This is a genomic window from Ruegeria sp. O4, assembly GCF_056535125.1.
Genome location: NZ_JBQERO010000029.1, coordinates 1 through 24,988, shown reverse-complemented (window position 1 = coordinate 24,988; position 24,988 = coordinate 1). Strand labels below are relative to the sequence as shown.

24 protein-coding genes and 1 riboswitch are annotated in these 24,988 nt (G+C 59.0%); of the genes, 14 read left to right on the top strand and 10 right to left on the bottom strand.

Going from position 1 to position 24,988, the window contains the following annotated elements:
• Positions 1 to 100 precede the first annotated feature (100 nt).
• The 3 genes from ACR0J7_RS19600 (at position 101) to ACR0J7_RS19590 (ending at position 5,097) form a co-directional block, all read left to right on the top strand.
• Positions 101 to 3,814, top strand: coding sequence for a hypothetical protein (locus ACR0J7_RS19600; protein ID WP_480915363.1), 3,714 nt, complete (start codon positions 101 to 103; stop codon positions 3,812 to 3,814).
• Complete coding sequence (locus ACR0J7_RS19595) at positions 3,807 to 4,805, top strand: hypothetical protein (RefSeq protein ID WP_480915361.1); 999 nt, start codon at positions 3,807 to 3,809, stop codon at positions 4,803 to 4,805. Before ACR0J7_RS19600 ends, ACR0J7_RS19595 begins: the two co-directional genes overlap by 8 nt.
• A 76-nt stretch (positions 4,806 to 4,881) precedes the next feature.
• Positions 4,882 to 5,097, top strand: a complete 216-nt coding sequence (locus ACR0J7_RS19590) for a hypothetical protein (protein ID WP_480484874.1) — start codon at positions 4,882 to 4,884, stop codon at positions 5,095 to 5,097.
• 16 nt (positions 5,098 to 5,113) lie between these two features.
• Here the strand turns inward: ACR0J7_RS19590 and ACR0J7_RS19585 are convergent, their stop codons facing one another.
• The 6 genes from ACR0J7_RS19585 to ACR0J7_RS19560 all read right to left on the bottom strand — a co-directional run bounded on the left by ACR0J7_RS19585 (position 5,114) and on the right by ACR0J7_RS19560 (position 10,161).
• Positions 5,114 to 5,764, bottom strand: coding sequence for an energy-coupling factor ABC transporter ATP-binding protein (locus ACR0J7_RS19585; protein WP_480484875.1), 651 nt, complete (start codon positions 5,762 to 5,764; stop codon positions 5,114 to 5,116).
• Positions 5,761 to 6,540, bottom strand: a complete 780-nt coding sequence (cbiQ, locus tag ACR0J7_RS19580) for a cobalt ECF transporter T component CbiQ (protein WP_480560720.1) — start codon at positions 6,538 to 6,540, stop codon at positions 5,761 to 5,763. Before cbiQ ends, ACR0J7_RS19585 begins: the two co-directional genes overlap by 4 nt.
• Positions 6,540 to 7,103, bottom strand: a complete 564-nt coding sequence (locus ACR0J7_RS19575) for a cobalt ABC transporter permease (protein ID WP_480915360.1) — start codon at positions 7,101 to 7,103, stop codon at positions 6,540 to 6,542. The genes cbiQ and ACR0J7_RS19575 overlap by 1 nt, the downstream gene beginning before the upstream one ends.
• Positions 7,100 to 7,711: a cobalt transporter CbiM gene (cbiM, locus tag ACR0J7_RS19570; RefSeq protein ID WP_480484878.1), complete on the bottom strand. Its 612-nt coding sequence runs from the start codon at positions 7,709 to 7,711 to the stop codon at positions 7,100 to 7,102. The genes ACR0J7_RS19575 and cbiM overlap by 4 nt, the downstream gene beginning before the upstream one ends.
• 6 nt (positions 7,712 to 7,717) lie before the next feature.
• The gene (locus ACR0J7_RS19565; protein WP_480508814.1) at positions 7,718 to 8,503 is read right to left on the bottom strand and encodes a DUF4198 domain-containing protein; all 786 of its coding nucleotides are present in this window, start codon (positions 8,501 to 8,503) and stop codon (positions 7,718 to 7,720) included.
• A 132-nt stretch (positions 8,504 to 8,635) separates the two neighbouring features.
• Positions 8,636 to 8,834: riboswitch (cobalamin riboswitch) on the bottom strand.
• A 121-nt stretch (positions 8,835 to 8,955) separates the two neighbouring features.
• A complete protein-coding gene (locus tag ACR0J7_RS19560; protein WP_480547580.1) occupies positions 8,956 to 10,161 on the bottom strand; it encodes an ROK family transcriptional regulator in 1,206 nt (401 codons plus the stop codon).
• 174 nt (positions 10,162 to 10,335) lie between these two features.
• Between ACR0J7_RS19560 and ACR0J7_RS19555 the strand changes: the two genes are divergently transcribed.
• The 4 genes from ACR0J7_RS19555 to ACR0J7_RS19540 all read left to right on the top strand — a co-directional run bounded on the left by ACR0J7_RS19555 (position 10,336) and on the right by ACR0J7_RS19540 (position 13,944).
• Positions 10,336 to 11,355 (top strand): substrate-binding domain-containing protein, encoded by a 1,020-nt coding sequence (locus tag ACR0J7_RS19555; protein ID WP_480489243.1) that lies wholly within the window; start codon positions 10,336 to 10,338, stop codon positions 11,353 to 11,355.
• Between the two features lie 107 nt (positions 11,356 to 11,462).
• Positions 11,463 to 12,536, top strand: coding sequence for an ABC transporter permease (locus ACR0J7_RS19550; protein WP_480833517.1), 1,074 nt, complete (start codon positions 11,463 to 11,465; stop codon positions 12,534 to 12,536).
• Positions 12,536 to 13,312: an ATP-binding cassette domain-containing protein gene (locus ACR0J7_RS19545; protein ID WP_480484881.1), complete on the top strand. Its 777-nt coding sequence runs from the start codon at positions 12,536 to 12,538 to the stop codon at positions 13,310 to 13,312. Before ACR0J7_RS19550 ends, ACR0J7_RS19545 begins: the two co-directional genes overlap by 1 nt.
• On the top strand, positions 13,309 to 13,944 hold the full coding sequence (locus ACR0J7_RS19540) for a nucleoside/nucleotide kinase family protein (protein ID WP_480915358.1): 636 nt from the start codon (positions 13,309 to 13,311) through the stop codon (positions 13,942 to 13,944). The genes ACR0J7_RS19545 and ACR0J7_RS19540 overlap by 4 nt, the downstream gene beginning before the upstream one ends.
• A gap of 40 nt (positions 13,945 to 13,984) precedes the next feature.
• Here ACR0J7_RS19540 and ACR0J7_RS19535 read toward each other — a convergent pair whose 3' ends face one another.
• Together ACR0J7_RS19535 and ACR0J7_RS19530 are read right to left on the bottom strand one after the other, a co-directional pair.
• Positions 13,985 to 14,695 (bottom strand): aspartate/glutamate racemase family protein, encoded by a 711-nt coding sequence (locus ACR0J7_RS19535; RefSeq protein ID WP_480915357.1) that lies wholly within the window; start codon positions 14,693 to 14,695, stop codon positions 13,985 to 13,987.
• Entirely contained in the window at positions 14,692 to 15,396 is a 705-nt protein-coding gene (locus tag ACR0J7_RS19530; protein WP_480915355.1) for a GntR family transcriptional regulator, read from the bottom strand. The genes ACR0J7_RS19535 and ACR0J7_RS19530 overlap by 4 nt, the downstream gene beginning before the upstream one ends.
• A 111-nt stretch (positions 15,397 to 15,507) precedes the next feature.
• Between ACR0J7_RS19530 and ACR0J7_RS19525 the strand changes: the two genes are divergently transcribed.
• Entirely contained in the window at positions 15,508 to 17,202 is a 1,695-nt protein-coding gene (locus ACR0J7_RS19525; RefSeq protein WP_480915354.1) for a thiamine pyrophosphate-binding protein, read from the top strand.
• Here the strand turns inward: ACR0J7_RS19525 and ACR0J7_RS19520 are convergent.
• Positions 17,163 to 18,083, bottom strand: coding sequence for a LysR family transcriptional regulator (locus ACR0J7_RS19520; protein WP_480484886.1), 921 nt, complete (start codon positions 18,081 to 18,083; stop codon positions 17,163 to 17,165). The genes ACR0J7_RS19525 and ACR0J7_RS19520 overlap by 40 nt on opposite strands.
• Positions 18,084 to 18,180: 97 nt before the next feature.
• Between ACR0J7_RS19520 and ACR0J7_RS19515 the strand changes: the two genes are divergently transcribed.
• The 6 genes from ACR0J7_RS19515 to ACR0J7_RS19490 all read left to right on the top strand — a co-directional run bounded on the left by ACR0J7_RS19515 (position 18,181) and on the right by ACR0J7_RS19490 (position 24,455).
• Positions 18,181 to 19,314, top strand: coding sequence for an enolase C-terminal domain-like protein (locus ACR0J7_RS19515; RefSeq protein ID WP_480540002.1), 1,134 nt, complete (start codon positions 18,181 to 18,183; stop codon positions 19,312 to 19,314).
• Positions 19,311 to 20,561, top strand: a complete 1,251-nt coding sequence (locus tag ACR0J7_RS19510; protein WP_480915352.1) for an NAD(P)/FAD-dependent oxidoreductase — start codon at positions 19,311 to 19,313, stop codon at positions 20,559 to 20,561. The genes ACR0J7_RS19515 and ACR0J7_RS19510 overlap by 4 nt, the downstream gene beginning before the upstream one ends.
• A 54-nt stretch (positions 20,562 to 20,615) precedes the next feature.
• Positions 20,616 to 21,593, top strand: coding sequence for a TRAP transporter substrate-binding protein (locus ACR0J7_RS19505; protein WP_209508231.1), 978 nt, complete (start codon positions 20,616 to 20,618; stop codon positions 21,591 to 21,593).
• A gap of 70 nt (positions 21,594 to 21,663) precedes the next feature.
• Positions 21,664 to 22,197, top strand: coding sequence for a TRAP transporter small permease (locus tag ACR0J7_RS19500; protein WP_480589049.1), 534 nt, complete (start codon positions 21,664 to 21,666; stop codon positions 22,195 to 22,197).
• A gap of 4 nt (positions 22,198 to 22,201) precedes the next feature.
• On the top strand, positions 22,202 to 23,515 hold the full coding sequence (locus ACR0J7_RS19495) for a TRAP transporter large permease (RefSeq protein WP_480560740.1): 1,314 nt from the start codon (positions 22,202 to 22,204) through the stop codon (positions 23,513 to 23,515).
• A 7-nt stretch (positions 23,516 to 23,522) separates the two neighbouring features.
• Positions 23,523 to 24,455 carry a hypothetical protein gene (locus ACR0J7_RS19490; protein WP_480915349.1) on the top strand — a complete coding sequence of 311 codons (933 nt, stop codon included), beginning with the start codon at positions 23,523 to 23,525 and terminating at the stop codon, positions 24,453 to 24,455.
• 32 nt (positions 24,456 to 24,487) lie between these two features.
• Here the strand turns inward: ACR0J7_RS19490 and ACR0J7_RS19485 are convergent, their stop codons facing one another.
• A complete protein-coding gene (locus ACR0J7_RS19485) occupies positions 24,488 to 24,850 on the bottom strand; it encodes a cupin domain-containing protein (protein WP_480484893.1) in 363 nt (120 codons plus the stop codon).
• Positions 24,851 to 24,988: the final 138 nt, after the last annotated feature.

Genomic DNA, 24,988 nt, shown 5'->3' with positions numbered 1-24,988 from the left:
CGCGAATCCTCCAAACATGTTACCTTAGGTCACCTTTAATGATTTGACTTCTTTTTCTGACATCTCGTTTTTTTCAGCTCTTTCTCGAGAGGTGACGTTCATGTCCGACTCCAGCAGTGAGCCCCCGCGCATAACGCTGTCCATACCAAATCTTCGGCCAAACCCATCGATATCAGCGGAAATTTCCGGCACTGTCGCGGCTGGTGCGCACAGCGTTGAGGATCAGAAGCGGGTTGAGGCGGAGAAGCTCAAGGCATTGCGCCGCGGCGTCGGAATTGAGCTGTCCACGGAAGTGATCAACGATCTGGTCGACCGGCGTGTTCAGTCGACAGGCGCGGTTTTTCGCCAGCTTGCAACCATTCGCGAAGATCTGGCCGGAGGCTTTCTGGGGGCGGTCGTTCCCACCCTTGCCCCGAAACTGCGGGGGGAACTGATCAACCCGGACGGGACCCCTGCCGAACGTGTGATCGTCGAGGTCCTGCGCCCCACCTTTACCGCCAATGAAGGGATCGACAACGCGGATTTCTCGTGGGCTGTCAAAGCCGCCGTCACGGACGCGCGCGGTCTCTTCTCGGTTGATCTGCCCAATCTCCGCCTGCCGCAGAACGGCCTGCGGTTGCGGATCAGGGGTCAAAACACCACCCTGACAGAAGCCGTGCCGCGCGTTGACGCGCTGGACGGCGAAATGGGCCTTGTGGTGCTGGATCGCACGCTCCTGCCTTTGCAGCGTTCGATCGTCGGTGAGCTGGCCGATATCTTGCCCGTGGATCCCGAGGATGCTGAAGAAAACATATCCGATTTCACCGGTTCGCAGGCCCCTATCGTGCTGGGCGAGGGCGATTGCGCGTCGGAGTACCGAACCGAAGGTGGCACGGTTTCGCGCCGGCGCTATTCGGTTCTGTACCGGCTGATTGATCCGCTCGTCGGGCCCAAGAATATCGTTCGAACACGCCCCATAGGCGGTGGCCGCTTTGTGACGACCATCCCGGGCACAACCTTTGCTCAGGCCAATCTGTCAGCCGAAACGCTGCTGGCCGCGTTCAACAATGACGGGGGTGATTGGGATTTTCGGGACCGAATTCCGATTGATGAACCCATTGATATCGAGGACTTCTTTGAAGATCTTGAAGAACGGCCGCAGGATGTGCCCAAAGCGTCGAGCCTTGCGCTTGGCTATATTGCCAAGATGCGGTCGACGGCCGTCCATGCTGGCATGTCTTTGGGCCGGCTGGTCTATTCCCTGCCGCTTGCCCCGGGAGAAGAGCAGCGGATAGTCGTGTCGGAACAGCGCGAGACACTGAGCGTACGTGAACGAGAGAGCCTGACATTTGAAGAGCAACAGGAATTTGAGGAAGCCCGCAACACGTCCTTTGACAGTACGTTTGAAAGCGCGCTGGATGAGGTGATTCAGGGCACGTCCTCGTTTTCGGCCCGCGCATTTTCAAAAAGCTTCGGGGGCGCAGGTGGCGTTGGTGGCGGCCTGTTCGGAGGCATCGGGGCCATCGTTGGCGGCGTGGGCTTCAGCGGCGCACGGTCCAGTTCGAATTCTTCCGGCAATTCGTCCAACACGCAGAACACATCACGCGATTTTCTGTCCGACACGCATGAGACATTCTCTGCCGCGCTCGAACGGGCGGCTTCGGTCAAGCGTAACTCGGCACGGACCAGTGTGCGCACTGCAACTGCGACGGATCGGCGGACGGCCACAACGAAATTCGTGGCCAACCGCAATCATTGCCACGCAATGACCATGCAATGGTTCGAAGTCCTGCGCGACTTTTCCCTGGAAACGCGTATCGAGGGGGTGCAGTTGGTGGTCTTTGTGCCCATGCAACTCATCCGCTTCCGCCGTCTGGGACAAGGCGATCAGTTGCCGGGCAATGTCACCCGGTCCGGATTGCTGAGCCGGTACAAGGTCATCCTGCGCCATGCCGAAGTGTTCCGGCGCGTGTTCCGAAGCCGCCGCAGATTCCGCAGCGCACTGAAGCTGCTGGAAGAGTTTTATGCGGACAAAGACGCAACACCGCAGAACGCGCCCGGCGTCGCACAGGACATCGTCAGTTTCGAGGCGCAGGGCACGTTCATGCCCAACGATGACATTTCTGTCGTGATCTTCACGCAGGATGGCGACCGGGTCGGACCTGTTCCGCTGACCGGATCGCCGATAGACATCGACAACCTGCATGACCTGCCAGCGGAAACACGCGAGAACCTGCTTGTCCGGCTGGCTGATGCGCGGCGTGATCCGACCAAGCGCCGGACCTATACCGGGTCTGTGGCTTTGCCCCGTTCGGTCGAGCGGTCGGATATCGCGCGTGTCGAGCTGCGCAGGCGGACGGGTTCGTTTGCCTATTCGTTCTACACCGGTCCTGATCCCATCAACATTTTTAACATCTGGGAACATCTGGCCAATCTGGAAGATGCCGACGATCTGGATCGGGCCACCCGCAATATCAACCGCAGCCTTCGCACCACGATCTCGGGCTCGGACTTTGACGATCTGGTGGGTCCGCCCATGGTCAGCGAGTTTGAGGCGCGTATGAATGAAAACGCCCAGACCGTTGTTGATGACAACACGTTCCAGGCGCTGCCTGCCACTCTGCCCTATTCCGTGCAGGAGGTGCCTGACGTTCTGTCACGCCGGGACCTGCGCCGCATCGAAGAAATGTACCAGCATATTGTAGCCAACACCGTTCGCTATTCCCGCGTGATCTGGGCCAGCATGACGGACGAAGAACGTGCGATCCTGCTGGAACGCTTCACCATCGGGGTACCGGAAGGTGGGCTCGACGATGCCTCAAGCGAGATATCGCTGCTCAGCACCGTCCAGAACAAGGTGCTGGGGTTCTATGGCAATGCCATGATCATGCCCTTCTCGATCCCGCCCGATCTGGCCGACCGGATGGAGATGCGGACCGGTGATATTCAGGACAGTCTGCTGGCATTCCATCGCGAGGACTTCCGGCCACCGCGCCGCACGATTTCACTGCCGACCAGAGGACTGCTGGGCGAGGCCGTTCTGGGCCGCTGCAATTCCTGCGAGATGATCGACCATCGCCGCTTCTGGAACTGGCAGGACAGCCCGACACCGCCACCGGTTGGCGACGCGCCGGTCCTGCCTGCTGACAGTGACGCCATCTTTGGTACACGTGCGCCGTCAGACCTGCCGAACAACCAGCCTTCGAACACGCTGACCATTGCAGGGGGCGACATTGGCACCGGCCAGGCTGTGCCCACGTCGCAACTGGCCGAAATCCTCAAGGCTGCGCCCGATCTTGCGCGGGCGGGAACCGATCTTACGGGCCTGAAGGAACTGCAAGCCCAGCTTGCGCTTGAAACGCAATCGGTTGCTGCGGGGCGAGACAAGGCCATCGACACGGCAACGGATCTGACGAAAGAACTGGTTGGAAAGGCCACAGAACTTGCGGGTAAAGGTCAGGAAATCGCTGCCGCCCGCAAAGAGGAAGAGGCCAAGAAAGCCGCCGCTGACAAAAAGGCGTTCGATGCCAGCAACGCCGCCAAGATCAAGGGGTTTGAGGATGTCGCCAAGAACGCCTCGGGTGTCGCCGCATTGATTGGCGGACAGGCAGACGGCAACCGGGCAGCCTTTACGCAAAACCTGTTCAAGGATTTCCCCGGCGGGGCTGCGGCTTTGGCCAACCCGTCCAACACGCTGCTTCTGGCCAAGCTTTTCGGGGCCTTCACCAAGGCAAATGCGGATGCTGATGACGGCAGCGCGACCAAGGCCGGCAGCCAGTCGGTGCTGGATTTCCTCAATGGCCTGAACGCCCCTGCGGAGGACGACAATGAGTGACACGAGCACAAATGTGACGGACAAACCGGGAATTGATGAAAGCCTTGCCGAGGCGATCATCAACATTCTTGAAACGACCAACTCTCCGGCGATCCAGCGTGCCCGTGAGGTGATTGCCCATAGGCTTGCCATTGCGGGCGATATTGCCCCATCGCGCATCCCTGCGCCGCGCAACATCACCGAGATCGGCGGCTATATCAATCTGCTGAGCGAGTATGGTGAGGCCGAACAGCGCGCACGCATGATCGCGGCCGCTTTGGGTATCGCGGGACCGCAGATTTCGCTGCCGCAGCCGGGTGCCATTCCGCCGATGTCTTTCATCACCCGCGACGGGGCAAGGCCCGTAGGTCCGCAACAAGCCAGTTTCCCGCTGAGCTTCACGATCCGCAGTGATTTCGTTCCGGCCTTCGACAATGCGTTGCAGGAAATCGCGATACGTGGCGGTGCGGTGCCGATCCTGACACCTGTCAGGGTCCTGCCGGCCGCCGGATCAGGCCCGGTGACCGACGGTATTGCACAGCTGGCTTTGATCGGTCGAACCCTCAGCCTGGCACCAACTGCGGCGCTGCATGCCGTGGCCACCGACCCCCTGTCGCTCAGCCGTCCGACTGCGGGTGGCGGGTTCGAGGTTCTGGCACGGGTCATCGACGCCGCCGCCCCGATTGCCGGGACCATCGCGGCGGCAGACTGGACAAGCTGGGAATGCGATGCTGCTGCCTGTTCCGAGGTTGACAGCAACGATGCGCGCTTTGCCCTTACACCGATCCTGAATGCGGCCGGTTGGCACCAGGCGGCTGATCCCGGCAATCCCACCAGCCTGTCCGATCCCGGCAGCTGGGCCGCGTGGCAGAACATCACCGGGCTTGTACCCGGCGTCACGCGGTTCGCGGATGAGCTGCAATTGCTGTACCCTGCCGAGATGCTCATCACCTCGCCGGTTTTCAATCAACTGGACAATGTCTGGACGGGAAGCACCTTTGCCGCGCCATAGGACCCCCTCTGCGACCGCAACAATGTGATTTGGCGGCACTTGGTTTTTGGGGTTACGCTTGAACAGGAGGGGCGCTATGCAAAACCCGGAACGTTTCGAAAAATTCTACTTTGCCAAAGTTGGCATGGGCGAAGCCTGCGGTTGCGCCGAGCGCATCATCGACGTTTTCGAGTTCAACCGAAAAGGTGGCGCGCAATCAAAACACCCGGTGAAACAGGACCGGCGCAGACGTCTGTCGTTTCGGGCATGGGCGGTCAGATATGGGCTTATGAGCCGGAAGCGGCAGGGCTGAACCCGGATTGGTCCTGTCAGACAGCAACCAGTTTTCCGTCTCGCAAATCCAGCGCATCCGGTGCCAGTTCAGCACGGAAGGCCGGGGAATGGCTGACAAGAAGGATCGCTTGCGGCAATTCCCGGAGGATTTCCAGCAGCCGGGCCTCGTTCCGTGGGTCCAGCGCGTTGGTGGGTTCATCAAGCAGCAGAACCTCGGGCTCCATCGCCAGAACGGTCGCCAGCGTAACCAGCCGTTTTTCACCCCCTGACAATTTGTGGGTGATGCGGTTCTTCAGATGCATCAGGTCCAGATCACTCAATACGTTTTCAACGATAGCAAGCGCTTCGTCGCGCGTTCTGCCCAGGTTGAGCGGGCCAAAGGCGATATCCTCGGCGACGGTCGGGCAGAACAGTTGATCATCCGCATCCTGAAACACAAGCCCCACCCGGCGGCGTACGTCGTGAAAATCGGCCTCTTGCACCCTTTGCTGACCAAAGATCGTGACCGTGCCGGACCGTGGGCGCTGCAAGCCAAGCGTGATGCGCAGCAAGGTCGATTTTCCCGCCCCGTTCGGACCCGTCAGCGACAGGCGTTGACCGGCGGACAGGCTGAGGCTGGCACCGTCCAGAACGGGTGGCTGACCAGGGTAGGCAAAGCAGATATCTTCAAGCGCAATCAGTGTCATGCCAAATCCAGTATGATCAGACCCGCGCAAAGGGCACCAAGACCTGCGGCAAAAACGATGTCCCTTCGGGTCAGGGCAAAGTCCTGAAGCAGCAGCATACGGCCTGAAAACCCCCGGCATTTCATCGCATCAAGTATGCGTTCGGATCTTTCGATCGCGCGCACCAGCATCATGCCCACGAGATAGCCAAAGCTGCGATAGGTGTGCCAGTTTGTTGCCGGGCGAAATCCGCGTACCTTCATGGCCGCGCGCAGGCGCAGGTATTCTTCCCGCAGAACCTCGATATAGCGGATGGTGAACATCAGAAGGTGAACCAGCTTTTCGGGGCAGCGCAGGCGGTGCAGGGCGTGGCCAAGAGTGACCGGCTCCATCGTGCCGACCAGCACCATAAGGGACAGGATGACCGCGTTGGCCGTCAGAGCGATCTCGACCGCTTTCCAGAAACCCTGCCAGCTTGCGGGAAACCCCCAGAGCGTGAACATCGGGTCGCCGGGCATGGAGAATGGCAACAGCACCAGCATGAAAAGGATGAACCCATCCATCATGGCCATGCGTTTCAACGTTTTCCGCCAGGGCAGACGCGACGCGGCAAGAAGCGAAAGGGACACCACCAAAGCCGCGCACAGCGCCGTCAGCGAGGACACCGCGACAGTCACCACCGCGAAGACAACCGCCATGACGATCCGCATCCTTGGATCAAGCGGGTTGATCGCGCCGCGCCGCTGCGCGCCCGCTTTGACCAGCGTGCTTTCCTGTTGCCCCAGAACGTGCGCCATCAGGCCGCCAGCTTGCGGCGTGCCGCAAAGTAAAAGCCCAGACCAAACAGACCGACGATATATCCGATCCCACCCAGAACAGTTTGCAGGTCATTTTGTTCGCGGTAGGCGGCGATTTCCCGACGCAGCGGGCGCAGCTCATCCCGCACGGCCCTGGCAATGACCTGTTGTTGTTCATCGCTGAGCACCGCCGCTGTCTGGGCAGGTGCGTTTGTCGGCGCGGTGTCGGGTTCCGCTTCAACGCCCATGATCCGGGCGACATCCGCAGCGGGCATGGTGACCTCGGCCACATGCCCGGCACCAAGGTTTGCAAAGAAAGTATGGGCCACCGGCGCGTTTGGCGTGTAGATAAAAAACCCATCTGCATCTGTTACGATACGGCCCAGCTCGGCTCCGTCCGGGCCGTTGACGATGACCTCGGCCCCGCTTGCCATGTCACCGTTGGAAAAGCCGATTTCGCCTTCGATGGCGTCACCGGATTCAAACACTCCGGCGATGACCTTATGCGCCAAGGCAGGTACGGGTGCGCAGCACAGCACCAGAATGATCGCCAGGTACCTCACGCGGCCGCTCCTTTGACAAACAGCTCGGGCTTGACCTTGCGCGCCAGCAAAACCGCGAACCCAGTCAGGATCGCCTCGATCGCCATGACAGGAATATGTGCAAAGAAAACAAGCTTGGCCGCTGGCAGGAATGCATCCCCGGACAGGGCCAGTGAAAACGCAACCATGCCGGTTGTGGCGGCGATGGCAAAGGCACCGCCGACCCCGCCCCATATCGCACCTTGCAGAGGTGAGCCATGGGCGATCAGGCGGCCAAAGATCAGCCCGGCCAAAACCGCGGGCAACGCGATGTTCAGGGTGTTGATCCCCAATACCGTCAACCCGCCAAAGCCAAAGAAGACGGCCTGCAGCAAAAGCCCGACGAACAAGGCCGGGAATGCGGCCCAGCCCAACAAAAGCCCGGCCATACCGTTGAGGATCAGATGCACTGACGAAGGGCCAATCGGCACATGGATCAGCGATGCCACGAAAAAGCTGGCAGACAGCACCCCCGCAGTGGGGATGCGATCAAGATCCAGCGACCTGAGGCCCATGGCAATCCCACCCGCCGCAGCGACGGCTCCGCCGATCACGACCGGGTTGGACAAGGCTCCGTCAACGATGTGCATCTACGGTTACTCCAAATCCCAGGCGCGGATCCAGATGACCGCGTCCTGACTGAGTTCTTTGCCGTTGTGTTCGGTCACGGGACCGGCGCCGAGTGCGGCAAATCCCCAATATCCGGCTTTTGGAACGCCAAACGTGAAATACCCGTTATCATCCGAAGTTGCGACCAATGCACCACCCGGCATCGGCGAGACCGACGGGGCGGAAGCGGCCGCGCTTTCCATGTTCGGTTCTGCGGCCATGTACTCGATCTCGATCTCGGCACCCGCAACCGGTTGGCCTTCGGCCATAACCCGACCTGTAAACGTCGAACCCGCGATGATGTTGGTTGGTTTGTTGAGCGGGATGATCTCAACCGGCAGGCCCACCGGGTTCATCCAGTCGGTCGGCAGTTCATTGCGGTTCAGGAATGCCTTGGCGATCTGCTGGATATAGATATCCTCGGATTCCTCATAATAGGGCTGGGGAACAGTCACCAACACATAGTCGCCCGACCGTTTGACGGGAACATAACCCTTGAATGCCGCGCCTTCGTTTTCGCCGCCGGTGAAACGTACGGGTTCCAGGGTATCCAGCAGATCGGTTTTCTGACCGTTGTGGATCACGTAGAATTCCTGCGGCTTGTCCAGATCCATGACATGCCCGTTCGAGAACGGATGCCAAAAGATCAGCTTGACCGGAACATTCCCCGGTGCGTCGATCATGGTGTCAGCGGTGTATTCCAGCAGGAAATGCGCATTTGCCATCGCTGGAAGCGCCATCGCCACAGCGGCTGCGGAAAGCAGCTTGGTCATCAATAGTCGTCCTTGTCCCATCGCACCAACCCCGGTACGAGATGCGTTTTGACTGCGGGGACGTCCAAGCTAAGCTGCTTTTTCAAGCATCCTGCTCCGACGCACATCCCGTCGCCGATTAGGAGTGCCCTTGTCAAAGGCACATGTCCGGCAGGTATCCTGACTTGCGGGTCAAAGCGTTGGGCTGGCCTTCCCGGATTAACACCAGTGGCACTTCAGCCCTGCTCGCCGCTTACAGTTGCGGGTGCAGTTGCGGAATTGGGCCAAAGCCCGCACCGCATTCCCTATTGATTCCAGAGCACGCCCCGGAACCGGACATGCCGAGCGGCTTGCCAGACTTCTTCGGCATCCGTCAACGATCAATTGCGCTGGCTGTCAAAAAGTTTAGCGGGCGATGCCCTTTTTCCGACGGATCCGCTTTGGATGCAGGTCAGGGTTTTTCGGGAATGAACCTACCCTTCGAGCAGGTATCTTTCCGACAATGGCAAACTGGCCGCCCCCAATGAGCGGGCATCCGGGCCTGCCGTCCCCACCTGCACCAAGGGCCGTTCAAGCCCGGTCAGGTTCATGTCTGATAGCTTGACCTCGACCAATTCCACCAGCCGCGCCTTGATGCCTGTGGGCATCCAGCCATCAATCTTGACAGATTCGAAGTCGATCAGGCTGCAAGACGAGACGATGGCATGTGCGATCCCGTGCGCCGCCTGTTTCAACCAGTTCTCAAGGTGGGTTTCCGGTATGTCCCAATGCTGTGTCGTTTCCCAGATTGAGCCGGCTGTTTCGGCATTCCCACCAACTGCGCGCTCCAGCACATAAAGACTGGCGACATCTATCAATGGTTTTACTCCGCCTGCGTCGTCCGGCACAGGCAATGGACCAAGCGCACCGGCATTTCCCCGCCCCGAAAAGATGGAGCCGTTCAGAACCACTCCACCCCCGATGAAGAAGCCGACATAGAAATACAGGAAATCTCGTGGACCTTCCGCAGGGCCAAAGACCAGCTCGGCACCGCAGGCGGCCGTTGCGTCGTTCTGCAGGAATACCGGCAAGTCATAGCTTGCGGCCAGCGCGCCTTTCAGGTCCGCGTCACGCCACGGATCCATTTTCTCCTGCGGAACCTGCAATGTCTGCGCCCAGTCCCAAAGGTAGAACGGCATCGCAATCCCAAGACCCGCGATCCGGCTGCGCGCCTCGGGCGACAGTGACGCCATCACTTTGTCGAGGCTTTCTTTGGAAAAGCTCAATGTCGCCTCGGGTGTCGGAAAATCATAAGTCCGCCGCTCACGGTGCCTGACATTGCCAAGGAAATCCGTCAGCACCAATTCGGTACTGCGCCGCCCGACTTTGAGCCCAAAGAAATAAGCGCCATCCGGGTTCAGGCGCATGGGAACCGAGGGCTGTCCGACTTTTCCCCGGATCGGTTCGCCCCGCAGAAGCAGCCCATCGGTTTCCAACTGGCGCATGATGACCGAGACCGTCTGCGCCGACAGCCCGGTCATCCGCGCGATTTCAGATTTTGCGAGGGCCTGATGGCGCCGGACCAGTGACAGGACAAGCCGTTCATTTCGGGCCCGCATTCCACTTTGGTTGGTGCCGCGCATATCTGGCTCGCGTACGCCAGTGGTATTGTCCAAAGAGTTCATTGCAGACACGGCCATCCCCTTCATGACGACAATGTTGAAACCCTTCCTTTCTGTCAATAATAATTAAGAGTGATTTATTTATTGACTCGAAATTCGAATCTTGTGATGGTTTTCACGTTCGATCGGGCCGGTTTTCGCCCGATCAAACGTATGCCCGGACGGGCATTGGGAAAACTGGGAGGACTACCGATGAAACTTGCGAAACTTGCAGGCGCCACGGCGCTGGCGGTTACGGCCATGGCAAGCAGTGCAATGGCCGAAGGTGAAACCGTTTGCCTGATCACCAAGACGGATACCAACCCTTTCTTTGTTAAAATGAGAGAGGGTGCGACCGCCAAAGCCGAAGAGCTTGGCATGACGCTGAAGGCCTTTGCCGGCAAAGTCGACGGAGACCACGAAACTCAGGTTCAGGCCATTGAAACCTGCATTCTGGATGGCGCAAAGGGTATCCTGCTGACCGCGTCGGATACGTCGTCCATCGTTCCGGCGGTGCAGCAGGCCCGCGATGCCGGGCTGCTGGTGATTGCGCTGGACACCCCGCTTGAGCCTATCGACTCGGCCGACGCGACCTTTGCCACCGACAATTTCCTTGCGGGGCTTCTGATCGGACAATGGGCAAAAGCCACTCTGGGAGATGCGGCAAACGACGCCAAAATCGCCACGTTGGACCTTGCGGTCAGCCAGCCCACTGTGGATGTGCTTCGCAATCAGGGGTTCCTGCAGGGGTTCGGTGTTGATCTGGCCGATCCGAACGTGATTGGCGATGAAGACGACCCGCGTCTTGTTGGCAGCGATGTCACCGCTGGCAACGAAGAAGGCGGCCGCCGCGCGATGGAGAACCTGCTGGCCAAAGATCCGATGATCAATGTGGTGCATACCATCAACGAACCGGCGGCAGCGGGCGCTTACGAGGCGCTCAAGGCTATCGGACGCGAGAATGACGTGCTGATCGTTTCCGTCGATGGCGGTTGCCCCGGCGTGCAGAACGTGGCGGACGGGGTCATCGGCGCAACATCCCAGCAATACCCGCTGCTGATGGCATCGCTGGGCGTTGAGGCTGTCAAGAAATGGGCGGACGAAGGGACGAAACCCGAGAACACACCCGGTAAGGACTTTTTTGACACTGGCGTGGCGCTTGTGACGGATAAGGCCGCCGACGGCGTCGAGTCCATCTCGGTTCAGGAAGGCATGGACCTCTGCTGGGGTTAAGCTGAACGTGTGGAAGGCCGCTACGCGGCCTTCCACTTGTCAAAACCACCCACACGCCTGAAACCTTGCTAAAGTCGTCATAAACCTGACGCTTTGGGGGAAGTTCCATGTCCGATTCTTCACGACAAGCCGACGATTTCGAAACCGCCGCAAAGGGCAGCCCAGAACAAGTTGCCGAATTTGACGATCACCAACGCGGATTTGTCGGAACGGTTCAGCATTTTCTGCATGTGAACCCGTCGCTGGTCCCGCTGATCGTCCTTGTCGCTGCCATCGTCATCTTTGGTGTCTTGCTGGGCCCCAAGTTCTTTTCGCCCTTTGCGCTGACATTGATCCTGCAACAGGTTCAGATCGTCGGGATCGTGGCGGCGGCACAAAGCCTTGTGATCCTGACCGCAGGCATCGACCTGAGTGTTGGGGCCATCATGGTGATGTCGTCGGTTGTGATGGGGCAATTCACTTTCCGCTATGGAATGCCACCTTCGGTTGCGATTGTGTGCGGCCTTGCTGTTGGCTCGGCAATCGGGGGCTTGAACGGGTTTCTGGTCAGTCGCATCAAGCTGCCGCCATTCATCGTCACCCTTGGCATGTGGCAGATCGTTCTTGCGGCGAATTTCCTTTATTCACAAAACGAAACGATCCGGTCGCAGGAGATCGAGGAACACGCCGCCATCCTGCAACTGTTTGGTGCCAAGTTTAACCTGGGCGGGGCGGTGTTTACCGTTGGTGTTGTCTTCATGCTGGCGCTGATCCTCGTCCTTGCATACGCGTTGCGGCACACGGCCTGGGGCAGGCATGTCTATGCCGTCGGAGATGACCCCGAAGCGGCAGAACTGTCTGGTGTCAACGTGCACCGTACGCTGATATCCGTCTACATGCTGTCCGGGCTGATCTGCGCCTTTGCGGGCTGGGCCCTGATTGGCCGGATCGGGTCGGTTTCGCCAACCTCGGGCCAGCTGGCCAATATCGAAAGCATTACCGCGGTCGTGATCGGGGGGATATCTCTGTTTGGCGGACGCGGGTCTATTCTGGGGTCCCTGTTTGGTGCCCTGATCGTGGGTGTCTTTACGCTTGGGCTGCGGTTGCTGGGCGCGGATGCACAATGGACGTTCCTGCTGATCGGCATCCTTATCATCGCAGCGGTCGCGGTCGACCAGTGGATCAGAAAGGTAGCAGCCTGATGGAACCCATTCTCAAAGGACGGAACCTTGTGAAACGCTACGGCAAGGTGACTGCGCTGGATCACTGCGATTTTGACCTGATGCCGGGTGAGATTCTGGCGGTGATCGGCGACAATGGCGCGGGTAAGTCGACGCTGATCAAGGCAGTGTCGGGCGCAGTGACGCCAGACGAAGGCGATGTCTGGCTTGAAGGTCAAAAGGTGAATTTCCATTCACCAATCGACGCGCGTGAAGCCGGTATTGAAACCGTCTACCAGACGCTTGCCATGTCCCCTGCCCTGTCGATTGCGGACAATATGTTTATGGGGCGGGAAATTCGGCGAAAGGGGCCGCTCGGGTCGTGGCTTCGAATGCTAGACCGTCCGGCGATGGAAAAGTTCGCCCGCGAAAAGCTGAGCGAACTGGGTCTGATGACCATCCAGAATATCAATCAGGCCGTCGAAACCCTGTCGGGTGGACAACGTCAGGGCGTTGCCGTGGCACGTGCAGCGGCGTTCGGGTCCAAGGTCATCATTCTGGACGAACCGACAGCAGCACTGGGTGTCAAGGAAAGCCGCAGGGTCCTTGAACTGATCCAGGATGTGAAATCACGCGGCATTCCGATCATCCTGATCAGCCACAACATGCCTCATGTATTCGAAGTCGCAGACCGGATTCACGTGCACAGGCTGGGAAAACGCCTGTGTGTGATTGACCCCAAGGACTATTCGATGTCCGACGCCGTAGCATTCATGACCGGGGCCAAGGACGCACCGCCCGAGGATCAGGCTGCATGACCGGTGGCGGCACCGCCCCTGACGTTCTGGCCGACAGCATCGTCGACGCCGTTGAGGCGCTGCCGCCGGCCCGACACCGGCAACTTGTCGCGATTGCGGGCCCGCCCGGATCCGGGAAAAGCACCGTTGCCAGCCTTGCCACGGCCAAGCTGAACCGGCGCGGCGTGTCAGCAGGGCTTGTGCCAATGGACGGTTTTCACTTTGACAACGCGATCCTGAAGGAACGCGGGCTTTTCGCCCGCAAGGGCGCGCCGGAAACCTTCGATCTTGCCGGGCTTCATGCCTTGCTTGTGCGTTTGCGCACCGAAGATGAAGTTGCAATTCCGGGCTTCGACCGAAAGCTTGATCTGGCGATCGCTGCCCGATCAATGATCTCGCCTGATCAGCGGGTCGTTCTGGTTGAAGGCAATTACCTTTTGCTGGATGAACCGGGCTGGGTGGGCCTTCATCCCTTATGGGCGCTCAAGGTGTTTCTGGGCGTCGATCTTGCTACACTGGAAACCCGGCTCACCGACCGTTGGGTTGGGTTTGGGCTGGACAAACAGTCCGCAAGAGAGCGGGCGCTTTCAAACGACATTCCGAATGCCGAGCGGGTGATCCGGAACTCGGTACAAGGCGACCTGAACCTGTGACATCTTAGGGCGGGTCAGTCAGAGCGCCCGTGTCACCTGTCTAGTAGGTGGGCGGAACAAGACCGGCCTGAAACCACTTCACGAAAGACACGATAGAAAACACGGGCAGCCCTGTGGCGCGCTGAATATCGGGCGCGTAGGGGCACATATTCGTGCATTCCAGCACGATCGCGCCAAGATCGGTGTGTTCCGATGTCAGGGCCATTGCGGCTTCGACATTGTCCTTGCGTGCCAATTCCACATCAAGACCAAGCTCATTTCCAAGGATTGCGCGGGTGAACTCCGCCCCGCCTTCGGTTGTGCCGATAGGCGTGTCCAATGGAACATTGGCGGCCAGCAAGTGATCTTGGGTCAGAGTGGAGGCTGATATGGTCAGAACCCCGGCGCGTTTTCCCGCCGGCAGGATGCGGTTGACCATTTCAACCTGCAGCAGGGACGATGTGGCCACCGGAACCGGGACCGCCTGGGCCAGCTCTTTTTGGAACAGCGACAGAAACCCGCAATTGGTGGTAATCCCGTCCACACCATCTTTGACAAGCTCCTGCGCCGCGTCGACGAACACGTCGAGCATGCCTTCGGCTTTGTGCCGGACCACCCGATCCGGCGAGGCATCACGCACAATGCGGTAGTGAACCGGAAAGGGCCAGGTCCGCGCGTTGCCCATATCGCCGGGAATGCGGGGAAAGCGGGCATCCAGCATCAGAATGCCGACAGACGCGCCGTAGATGGATTTTCCGCCCTGCGCGATCATCCCTCAACCTCCTCGATGATACGGGTCGAAATATCGTCCGACCCTTCCATGTAGATGTTCGAAATCCCGTGACGCACGGCATCCTGCACCTGATCCATACGCTTGGAAATATGTGCACCCAGAATCCGAGCGGCCTCATCCGCGTGCCGGTCCATCAAAGCCTGCATGACGCGTTTGTGTTCGTCCTTTGAGCGTTGCACGCGGTCGAGGCTCATGGAGATCCAACGGATATAGCGGATACGGTCGTTGATCCGCGTCAGGGTTTGCAACAGTTCCATGTTTCCAGACAGCTTCGCGATACCCAAATGAAACGACTCATCCCGGTTGACTGCTTTTTCAACAGTCAGACCGGTGATGTCGATGCCCGTTGCGTAAAGCTCATCCCGCAGCAATTGCAGGTCTTCGTCCGATGCTTTGGCACAGGCCGCGCGCACCGCCGCTGTTTCAATGATCTGGCGCAGTTCGAACAGGTCGAACACGCTTTGCGCATCCAGCGGGCGGCAGAAAAAGCCTTGTCCGGGGCGGAAGTCGAAAAGCCGTTCGGCAACCAGACGGTTCAACGCCTCGCGCAACGGGGTGCGGCTGACGCCCAGATCTCTGGACAACGCCACTTCGTTCAGGCGGTCGCCGGGGCGCAGGCGAAACGAAACCGCCATCGCCTTGACCTGATCATAGATATCATCGACGCGCGGACCCGCCATTACCCCAGCCCTTCTTCGTTTGAATCACAGGTGCCACACGCTGAGCTTGAAATCAATATACAAAACTGTATACAGATCTGCGTACAGATTTGACACAAGGGACTCGCAACCATGACAGGGACAAATTTTCTGACCGGAGCCGAAGCCATGGTGCGCATGCTCGAAGCGCATGGTGTGACGCATATGTTTGGCCTGTGCGGCGATACCACTTTGCCCTTTTATGATGCCCTTGCCCGGATGGATCACAGCATTCAGCACATTCTGACACGGGATGAACGGCACGCGGCCTATATGGCGGATGGCTATGCCCGCGTCACCGGCAAGCCCGGCGTGTGCGAGGGCCCGTCCGGTGGTGGTGCGACCTATATCTTGCCCGGAGTGGTCGAGGCCAACGAAAGCTCGGTTCCGATATTGGCAATCACGTCGGATGTGGCGACGACCAGCCGCGGTAAATACCCGTTGACCGAACTGGATCAGCCTGCGCTGTTCCGGCCTCTGGCCAAATGGAACACATCCCTCGACGACGCAGCGCGGCTTCCGGCCATGGTTCGGGCCGCCTTCAGGGCGATGACGACCGGCACGCCCGGTGCGACGCATCTGGCGCTGCCGTTTGACACGCAGAAGGGGCAGGTAGACGAGGCTGAAATCTGGGCGGATGACAGGCACCGCAGCTATCCCGCTGAACGGGCCGCACCTGACCCGGACGCCATCGAAGCAGCGGCTGCCATTCTTGCAGGGGCCAAATCCGCGGTTGCGGTCTGTGGTGGCGGGCCGGTTTTGTCCCGGGCGACCGATGCGCTGCGCCGGGTTGCAGGCCTGCTGGACATGCCCGTGGCCACGACCGTGTCGGGTCAGGGGTCCATTGCCGAGACCGACCCGCTTGCCCTGGGCGTTGTCGGGTCGAACGGGGGCATCCCGGCAACCCGCGCCGTCGTGGATCAGGCCGATGTCGTTTTGTTCATTGGCTGCCGCGCCGGTTCGGTCACAACGGAACGGTGGCGAAGCCCCGGGCGCAGCACCACGATCATCCATATCGACAGCGATCCGATGGTGATCGGCGCCAATTACCAGACCGAAGTGGCTATCTGCGCTGATGCCCGTCTGGCGCTGGAGGCTTTGGCGCTGGCACTGGAAAACCAGCAGGACCTGACCAGCCAAGGCGGAGCAGCCAAAGCCCGCGCCGCTTGGGAGGCCAAGAGGACCGCGTTCGCCCCGCTGGCCGCAAGTCGCGAGACGCCGATCCGGCCCGAGGCTGTCATGGCGTCCTTGATGGACATTCTGGATGACGACTCGATTGTGGTCGCTGACCCCGGCACCCCCTGCCCCTATTTCAGCGCATATTACCGCTGGCGGAAACCGGGGCGCCATTTCATCACCAACCGGGCACATGGGGCGCTGGGGTATTCGCTGGGCGCGGCCATGGGGGCACATGTCGGGCGACCATCGGTTAAAACCCTGTCGGTCATGGGCGATGGCTCGTTCGGGTTCACCTGCGGCGAGTTTGAAACGATGGTCCGGCACAATATGCCAATCACTTCGATCGTCTTCTCGAACTCAGTCTTCGGATGGATCAAGGCTGGCCAGAAAGCGGGATTTGGTCAGCGCTATTACAATGTTGATTTCAACCGGACAGACCACGCCGCTGTTGCGGCGGCCTTTGGCGTCAAATCCTGGACCGTCAAAGACCCCGAGGATCTGACGCGCGTGCTGAAACAGGCGATTGAGCATGACGGCCCAACACTTGTCGACATTCACTCACAGCCGCTTCACGAAGCGGCCGCACCGGTCTCGGAATGGGTCGCGTAAGCGGCAATTGACGGGGTCAACTGGGCCAGAAATTCCTGCGCAATCGTGGACAGAGGGCGTCCCTTTGCCGTGATGATCGCAAGATCCAGCATGACTGGCGGCGCAAATGGGCGGGTCAGATACCCGCTCTCGTCGTCAAAGGTCACGGTAAAGGGGTCGATCATCGCGACCCCCATACCCTGTTTTACAAAGCTCAGCAGGTTTTCGGAAAGATGGGTGTGTATCTGGGTGCGCCATGTGTGACCGGATGTCTGAAAGATGTCGCGGGTCCGGCGATGGGTCTGATGTTCCGGCCCCATTACGATGAAGGGTTCGTTTTCCAATATCTCTGGCGTCAGAACGTCGTGCTCGGCCAAGGGACTGCCCTCAGGAAAAGTCGCGAGCGTTTCAAACTGAAACTCCTGATAGTTCAGTGTGTCATGCAGAATGGGCATCTCGACAATACCGATTTCAAACAGGCCCGAGATGACCCATTCCTGAATCTTGGATGAATATTGCGACTGAAAGCTGACAGACAGGTTGGGGCGCGTTTTGGCAAACCGCGCGATCTCGCGGGGCATGAAACCAAAGGACAACAGGTGCGGCGCGGCAACCTGCAACTGTCCGGGATGTTTGTTTTGCAAATCGGTCACGGCCTGCGCCACGTGGTCCAGCCCGCGCACGACCGTGTCGACCTCGCGAAATAGCATCTCGGCCTCAGGGGTTGGCAGCAATCGGCCTTTTGTCCGTTCAAACAGAGGCAGACGCGCTTCGCGTTCAAGCTGTGCCAGAAGGTTGCTGATGCCGGGTTGCGATATCCCAAGAACCGAGGCCGCGCCGGTCACAGTTCCGGTTTCCATTATGGCATGAAAAGCCTGAAGTTGGCGAAAGCGCAGGGACAACGATGATCACATCACTTTTTCTGATGAACTTACGAAAATATAGTATTTGAAATGATAGTCCGGTCAAGGCAGGCTTTCCCCATCGACAGGGGGCGAAATGAGCAATCTGGCACAGAAAATCATCGGTTATGACCTGTGGCATCTTGAACTGCCGGTCACATCCCGCCGGGATCACGGCATCGGATCGGTTGAAGGCGTTTGCGAAGTCGTCATCCTGCGCCTGACATCCGAGGATGGCACCCAAGGGTATGGCGAGGCGTCGCCCTGGTCGGTATTCACCGGAACACCCGAAGCGAGTTTTGCCGCGCTGGACCGTTATCTGCGCCCTCACGTTCTTGGGGCATGCGTTGGGGATCGGGCCGCCATCATGGCACGTGCGGCTTACGCCGTGGCACATTGCACCGAAGCCAAGGCCGCGCTGGAAACCGCGCTGTTGGATTTGGCAGGCCGGATCAGCGGTGTTCCGGTCTGGTCCTTGTTGGGTGGTCGCTTCCGCGACAGCATTCCGCTGAGTTGTTCCATCGCAAATCCCGACTTTGCCCAGGACATCGAACTATTGGCACGCCTGCGTGAGGATGGTGTTCGGATTGTCAAACTCAAGACCGGGTTCAAGGATCACGCCTTCGACATCATGCGGCTGGAGTACCTTGCCCAGAACTACCCGGAGCTCTCGGTCCGCGTGGACTATAATCAAGGGCTCAGCATTGATGATGCGCCATCGCAGGTGCGGGACGTCGCTCAGTTCAAACCGGATTTCATTGAACAACCTGTCCGCGCCCATCAGTTTGGCATGATGGCAAAGCTGCGGCAGATGACGGATGTTCCCCTTCTGGCCGACGAAAGCGTCTTTGGCCCCGAAGACATGGAGCGCGCGGCACGTGAAGGGATCTGCGACGGGGTTTCGGTGAAGATCATGAAGTCAGGCGGCCCGACCCGCGGGCAGACGGTTGCGCGCATCGCTGCGGCCCATGGCCTGACGGCCTATGGAGGTGACATGTTCGAGGCTGGCCTGGCCCATTTGGCGGGCACGCACATGATTGCCGCGACACCGGAAATCTCTCTGGGCTGTGAGTTTTATCAGGCGTCCTATTTCCTGAAAGAGGACATTCTGGAGCAGCCATTTCAGGTCAAGGACGGTCAGGTTTGCGTGCCTCAAGGCCCCGGACTTGGCGGAAGACCCGATCTGACCAAACTGAATCATTATGCGGTTGCCAAGGCGGTGACAGAATGACGGAAAAGAAAACCATAGCCATCATAGGGGCCGGAATTGTCGGCGTTTCGACTGCGGTTTGGCTGCAGCGGGATGGTCACAATGTGATCCTGATCGACAAGGCAGGCCCTGCCGAAGGTACCTCGCACGGGAATGGCGGGGTATTGGCCTCGTGTTCGATCGTACCGGTAACAGTCCCCGGATTGTTGGGAAAAGCACCGAAGATGCTGATGAGCCCCTCGCAACCGTTGTTCCTGAAATGGGGGTATTTACCAAAGCTTCTTCCGTGGCTTTGGAAATACCTCAGACATGCAAACGCCGCCGACGTCGAGAGGATCGCCGCAGCACTGACATCCATCGTTGGCGACAGTCTGAATGATCACAAGGCGCTGGCGGCCGGAACGGGGGCGGAAAAGTGGCTGGTTCCTTCAGATTACCTGTTTCTTTACAGGGATCGCGCACATTTTGAGGAAGATGCCTTTGGTTGGGATATCCGGCGCAGGAACGGGTTTCAGTGGGACGAATTGGAAGGTCACGCCTTCCATGAATATGACCCGGTTTACAGTCAGGGCATCGGATTTGCCGCCCGGCTTTCGGATCATGGCCACATCACCGACCCCGGCCGGTACGTGAAAGACCTTGCCGCGCATGTTGAGGCGAACGGCGGTCGCTTCATACGCGCAAATGTCGAAGATGTGGTTCGGGAAAACGGACATGTCACCGGTGTTCGGGCCGGTGGCGAGACAATTGCTTGTGACGCAGCCGTCGTGACGGCCGGGATCTGGTCGGGCCCATTGGCAAAGCGCTTGGGAGTTTCTGTTCCTCTTGAAAGCGAACGTGGTTATCATCTTGAATTGGTAGAGCCTTCCGCGATGCCGCGCAGCCCGGTTATGGTTGTTTCGGGCAAGTTCGTTGCGACACCGATGGATGGGCGCATTCGCCTGGCGGGCATTGTCGAGTTCGGAGGGCTGGATGCGCCGCCCTCGCGCGCACCATTCGAGTTGATGCGCAAAAATGCCCGGGTGGCGTTCCCGAGCGTGACATGGAAGGAGGAAGTGGAATGGATGGGGCACAGGCCCGCCCCGGCTGACTCGATCCCGGTCATTGGCGATGTGCCCGGTATCAAAGGGGCCTATATGGGCTTTGGGCATCACCATATCGGCCTGACAGGCGGGCCAAAAACCGGGCGCCTTCTGGCGCAGATGATTGCGGGCAGAACGCCAAATGTCGACATGAGCGTCTACGCGCCGTCGCGATACGCACAATAACAAACAAACCGGTGAAAAACGCCGGTGTTTCCAAATTCAACAGGGAGAAGAATGATGAAGAAACTGACAAACCTTCTGGCGGCGACTGCGCTGACTGCCACCGCCGCTGCACCCGCCATGGCCGAGAAATGGGACATGCCGATGGCCTATTCGGCGTCAAACTTCCACTCGGCCACGGGCGCGGAATTTGCTAAATGCGTCACCACCGGCACTGGTGGTGAGATTGAAATCGTCACGCACCCGTCCGGCTCGCTGTTCAAGGGCGCCGACATCAAACGCGCGATCCAGACAGGGCAAGCCCCGATCGGTGAGCGGTTGTTGTCCGGGCATCAGAACGAAAACGCATTGTTCGGGTTTGATTCAATCCCGTTTCTAGCAACTTCATTCGACGACAGTGCCAAGCTTTGGGAAGCGGCCAAACCTTCGATCGAACGGGTGCTGGAGGAACAAAACCTGACCCTGCTTTATGCAGTGCCGTGGCCGCCGCAGGGTCTGTATTTCAAAAACGAGGTGAACTCGGTCGCTGAGATGAAAGGCATAAAATTCCGCTCGTACAACAACGCCACTTCGCGGCTGGCCGAGTTGACCGGGATGCTGCCGGTCACCATCGAAGCGGCTGAAATCAGCCAGGCTTTTGCAACCGGGGTCGCGGATTCAATGATATCGTCGGGATCAACCGGATATGACCGCAAGGTTTGGGAAAGCCTGAACTATTTCTACGAGGTCGACGCCTGGCTGCCGCGCAACTACGTGATGGTCAATTCCGACGTCTGGTCTGGTGTGTCCGATGCCAACAAGAACGTCATCAAAGGCTGTGCGGAACTGGCGGAATATGCCGGGAACTGGCGCGCCAAGGAATACACCGGCTTTACGTTGCAAGGCCTGCGGGATGGCGGCATGACCGTTGGCCCAGCATCGGATCAGATGGTGCAGGAATTGAAAGAGATTGGCGTGACCATGACCAATGAGTGGCTGGAGGCCGCTGGGGACGAAGGCAAGGCCATCGTCGACGCCTTCAATTCGTCGCAGTAATCCTTTCGGAACGGGCGGTGGCATATCCTGCCGCCCGTTTCACATCCAATCAGAACACAGCGGGGACGGCATGGCGGTTTTGCGAGGGCTTCGGTCCGTATTGGATTTCATTTATCTGGCGGCAGGGGTTCTGGCGGCACTCAGCCTGATTGCCATATTGCTGCTGATCGTAGTGCAGATGCTGGCCCGCTGGACCGGCGAAGTGTTTCCCGGCGCACCGGATTATGCCGGTTATGCGATGGCTGCCGCCTCTTTTCTGGCTTTTGCCAACGCGCTGAACCGGGGCAGTCACATCCGTGTATCGATCCTGCTGAACGCAGTGCCGGACGGGGTGCGGCGCATTCTTGAAGTCTGGTGCTTTGCCATTGGCACGGCTGTTATGTGGTATTTCTGTTGGTATGCCTATCGCTTTGTCTACTGGAGCTGGAAGTTCAACGATGTCAGCCAGGGGCAGGATAGAACCGCCCTTTGGATCCCTCAATCCGCGATGCTGATCGGTGCCGTGATCCTTGCCATCGCCCTGACGGATCACCTGATCCATGTCCTTTTCCGCGGTGAACATCGGATCGTCCGCGATCTGGCCGATCAGAGCCACGGGGAGTAAGCGCATGGAAAATCTGTCTGTTATCATCCTCTTCCTCTTTGTGCTTTTTACCCTGTTGGGCACCGGTGTGTGGGTCGGACTGGCCCTGATGGGTGTTGCCTGGGTCGGGATGGAGCTGTTCACGACACGCCCCGTGGGCGACGTCATGATCACGACCATCTGGTCGGCATCGTCCTCGTGGACCCTGACCGCCCTGCCGATGTTCATCTGGATGGGCGAGATCCTGTACCGAACGCGATTATCCGAGGACATGTTCAAGGGGCTGTCGCCCTGGATGGCCCCCCTGCCCGGTGGTCTGGTGCATACGAATATTGTTGGATGTACTGTCTTTGCAGCTGTCTCGGGGTCGTCTGCGGCAACCCTGACGACCGTCGGAAAGATGTCGATTCCCGAGTTGCGCAAACGCAATTACCCCGAGCGGATGATCATCGGCACATTGACCGGGGCTGCGACATTGGGGCTGATGATCCCGCCCTCGCTGACCCTGATCGTGTACGGGGTGACGATCAATGAATCGATCACCAAGCTGTTCTTCGCCGGTATCCTCCCCGGCCTTGTTCTTGCGGCGATGTTCATGGGCTATGTCGCGCTGTATTCCAAGCTGGGAAAGGACTGGAACCCGAATGACGAAAGCAAACTGAGCTTTTCCGAGAAAGTCAAAAACTCACGCTTTCTGCTGCCTGTGATCCTGCTGATCACCGTTGTCATCGGGTCGATGTATCTAGGCTATGCCACCGCGACCGAAGCCGCCGCTTTCGGCGTGATCGGGGGGCTTTTGCTGGCCGCCGGTCAGGGGTCGCTGACCTGGAAGACCTTTACCGAAAGCCTGATGGGGGCCACGCGCACCAGTGCGATGATCGCCCTGATCCTTGCGGGGGCAGCCTTTTTGTCGCTGTCGATGGGGTTTACCGGCCTCCCACGCGGACTGGCCGACCTGATCGCAGGATGGGATCTGACACGGTTCGAGCTGCTGATGGTCTTGCTGGTATTCTACATCATTCTGGGATGCTTTCTGGACGGGATTTCTTCGGTCGTGCTGACCATGGCCGTGGTTGAACCGATGATCCGTGACGCCGGGATCGACCTGATCTGGTTCGGCATCTTCATCGTGGTTGTTGTCGAGATGGCGCAAATCACACCGCCAATCGGGTTCAACCTGTTCGTGATGCAGGGCATGACAAACCACGAGATGAGCTATATCGCACGCGCCGCGATCCCGATGTTCCTGATCATGGTATTAATGGTTTTCATCCTCATCTGGTTCCCGGATCTGGCGACATGGCTGCCGGAAAATCTGCGCCAAAGCCCGGGCGGGTAGACCGGCCTTGAACCCGCTTCATCTGGCGGCGCGCCATGGCCCTCATGTTCTGATCGCCGGGCTGGCGGCTGGGCTTCTGCTGCCGTCTCTGGCCGAGCCGATGCGAAACCTGCTGCCGCCTCTGGTCGTTTTGTTGCTGTTCGTCACAGTCCTCAGGATGAACCCGGAAACCATTCTCGGGTCGCTGAGTGATCTGCAGAAGGTTGCATTCACAGTCATCGGGTTTCAATTCGTGATGCCGCTGATCGTGCTGGCCATCGGGTTTGCGGGGGGGTGGACTGGAACGCCTGTCCTTTTGTCCCTGCTGATCATGGCGGCGGCCCCGTCCATTTCAGGCAGTCCCAATATGTGCCTGATGATGGGCCATCCGCCTGAACACGCGATGCGGCTGATGGTTGTGGGTACGGCGCTGTTGCCGCTGACCGCATTGCCCGTATTTCTGCTCATGCCCGAACTGGGGGATATTAAATCTGTATTGCTGGCCGGGTTGCAATTGCTGCTAACCATCGTACTTGCAACCGGGGCTGCCATCGTCACCCGGCGCACAGTTCTGCGCGCACCCTCACCCGCGATGCTGCTGAATTTGGAGGGATTGGCGACACTTACCTTGGCCGTCTTTGTCATCGGGCTGATGCCTTCGGTCAGCGCCACGGCCCTGAACAACCCAGCCATTGCAACCTTCTGGATCGCGCTCGCCTGTCTGGCCAATTTCGGGGCACAAGCCGTTGCATTTCACCTGTGCCGAAACCGGCTGCCCGCAGACAAATCGACCGCGATATCGATCATCGCGGGAAACCGGAACATCGCCATATTCTTTGTCGCCCTGCCACCCGAAGTCACCGCCCCGATCATGGCCTTCATCGGCGCGTATCAGATCCCGATGTACCTGACGCCCATGATCATGCGGCGCCTTTATGGCAAGAACAACTACCCCTCGTAACGGCATCTGCACTTCGGAGCACCTTGCGGGTCTTACGTGCAATCCCGGATCACAAAGTGCTTCGTCGTTTCCTCAATGACTTCCCAATAGCCGCGAAACCCGTTCGGGATCAGAAAACTTGCCCCGTCGCGAAAATCCTGTCGGGTGCCGTCTTCGTGGATCAAAGCGCAATGGCCTTTGACAATATAGCAATATTCGTCCTTATCCGTGAACGCATGCCATTTTCCGGGCGTCGAGGTCCATGTGCCCGCCGACAACTTGCCATCCGGACTGGTAAAATGCATCCCGATCTGGTGATGCGGATCGCCTTCGACAACGCGGCCCGGAAGATCGGCCAGACGCCGTTCGCTGCGTGTTGCGGGCGCACCGAAGAGATTGAGAACCTGAGATGTCATGACATCATACCCTCCTGCTGAGCGTGTGTTTCAAAACAGCACGACCCCCCTCTGCGCGTTGATGGCCCCTTTTGTGATGCGGGGGTCGTTGCCTTCGCTGAGGGCGATTATGGGACGGGTGGCCGGAGCGTTTTGCCG

Excerpts from the sequence above, each read along its gene's own strand:
- ACR0J7_RS19530 (WP_480915355.1), bottom strand. The coding sequence starts at position 15,396 with ATGGCGGGTCCGCGCGTCGATGATATCTATGATCAGGTCAAGGCGATG.
- cbiQ (WP_480560720.1), bottom strand. The coding sequence starts at position 6,540 with ATGGCGCACGTTCTGGGGCAACAGGAAAGCACGCTGGTCAAAGCGGGC.
- ACR0J7_RS19560 (WP_480547580.1), bottom strand. The coding sequence starts at position 10,161 with ATGGCCGTGTCTGCAATGAACTCTTTGGACAATACCACTGGCGTACGC.
- ACR0J7_RS19515 (WP_480540002.1), top strand. The coding sequence starts at position 18,181 with ATGAGCAATCTGGCACAGAAAATCATCGGTTATGACCTGTGGCATCTT.
- ACR0J7_RS19565 (WP_480508814.1), bottom strand. The coding sequence starts at position 8,503 with ATGACCAAGCTGCTTTCCGCAGCCGCTGTGGCGATGGCGCTTCCAGCG.
- cbiM (WP_480484878.1), bottom strand. The coding sequence starts at position 7,711 with ATGCACATCGTTGACGGAGCCTTGTCCAACCCGGTCGTGATCGGCGGA.
- ACR0J7_RS19535 (WP_480915357.1), bottom strand. The coding sequence starts at position 14,695 with ATGATCGCGCAGGGCGGAAAATCCATCTACGGCGCGTCTGTCGGCATT.
- ACR0J7_RS19600 (WP_480915363.1), top strand. The coding sequence starts at position 101 with ATGTCCGACTCCAGCAGTGAGCCCCCGCGCATAACGCTGTCCATACCA.
- ACR0J7_RS19585 (WP_480484875.1), bottom strand. The coding sequence starts at position 5,764 with ATGACACTGATTGCGCTTGAAGATATCTGCTTTGCCTACCCTGGTCAG.
- ACR0J7_RS19510 (WP_480915352.1), top strand. The coding sequence starts at position 19,311 with ATGACGGAAAAGAAAACCATAGCCATCATAGGGGCCGGAATTGTCGGC.
- ACR0J7_RS19505 (WP_209508231.1), top strand. The coding sequence starts at position 20,616 with ATGAAGAAACTGACAAACCTTCTGGCGGCGACTGCGCTGACTGCCACC.
- ACR0J7_RS19545 (WP_480484881.1), top strand. The coding sequence starts at position 12,536 with ATGGAACCCATTCTCAAAGGACGGAACCTTGTGAAACGCTACGGCAAG.
- ACR0J7_RS19550 (WP_480833517.1), top strand. The coding sequence starts at position 11,463 with ATGTCCGATTCTTCACGACAAGCCGACGATTTCGAAACCGCCGCAAAG.
- ACR0J7_RS19540 (WP_480915358.1), top strand. The coding sequence starts at position 13,309 with ATGACCGGTGGCGGCACCGCCCCTGACGTTCTGGCCGACAGCATCGTC.
- ACR0J7_RS19555 (WP_480489243.1), top strand. The coding sequence starts at position 10,336 with ATGAAACTTGCGAAACTTGCAGGCGCCACGGCGCTGGCGGTTACGGCC.
- ACR0J7_RS19525 (WP_480915354.1), top strand. The coding sequence starts at position 15,508 with ATGACAGGGACAAATTTTCTGACCGGAGCCGAAGCCATGGTGCGCATG.
- ACR0J7_RS19500 (WP_480589049.1), top strand. The coding sequence starts at position 21,664 with ATGGCGGTTTTGCGAGGGCTTCGGTCCGTATTGGATTTCATTTATCTG.
- ACR0J7_RS19485 (WP_480484893.1), bottom strand. The coding sequence starts at position 24,850 with ATGACATCTCAGGTTCTCAATCTCTTCGGTGCGCCCGCAACACGCAGC.
- ACR0J7_RS19495 (WP_480560740.1), top strand. The coding sequence starts at position 22,202 with ATGGAAAATCTGTCTGTTATCATCCTCTTCCTCTTTGTGCTTTTTACC.
- ACR0J7_RS19595 (WP_480915361.1), top strand. The coding sequence starts at position 3,807 with ATGAGTGACACGAGCACAAATGTGACGGACAAACCGGGAATTGATGAA.
- ACR0J7_RS19590 (WP_480484874.1), top strand. The coding sequence starts at position 4,882 with ATGCAAAACCCGGAACGTTTCGAAAAATTCTACTTTGCCAAAGTTGGC.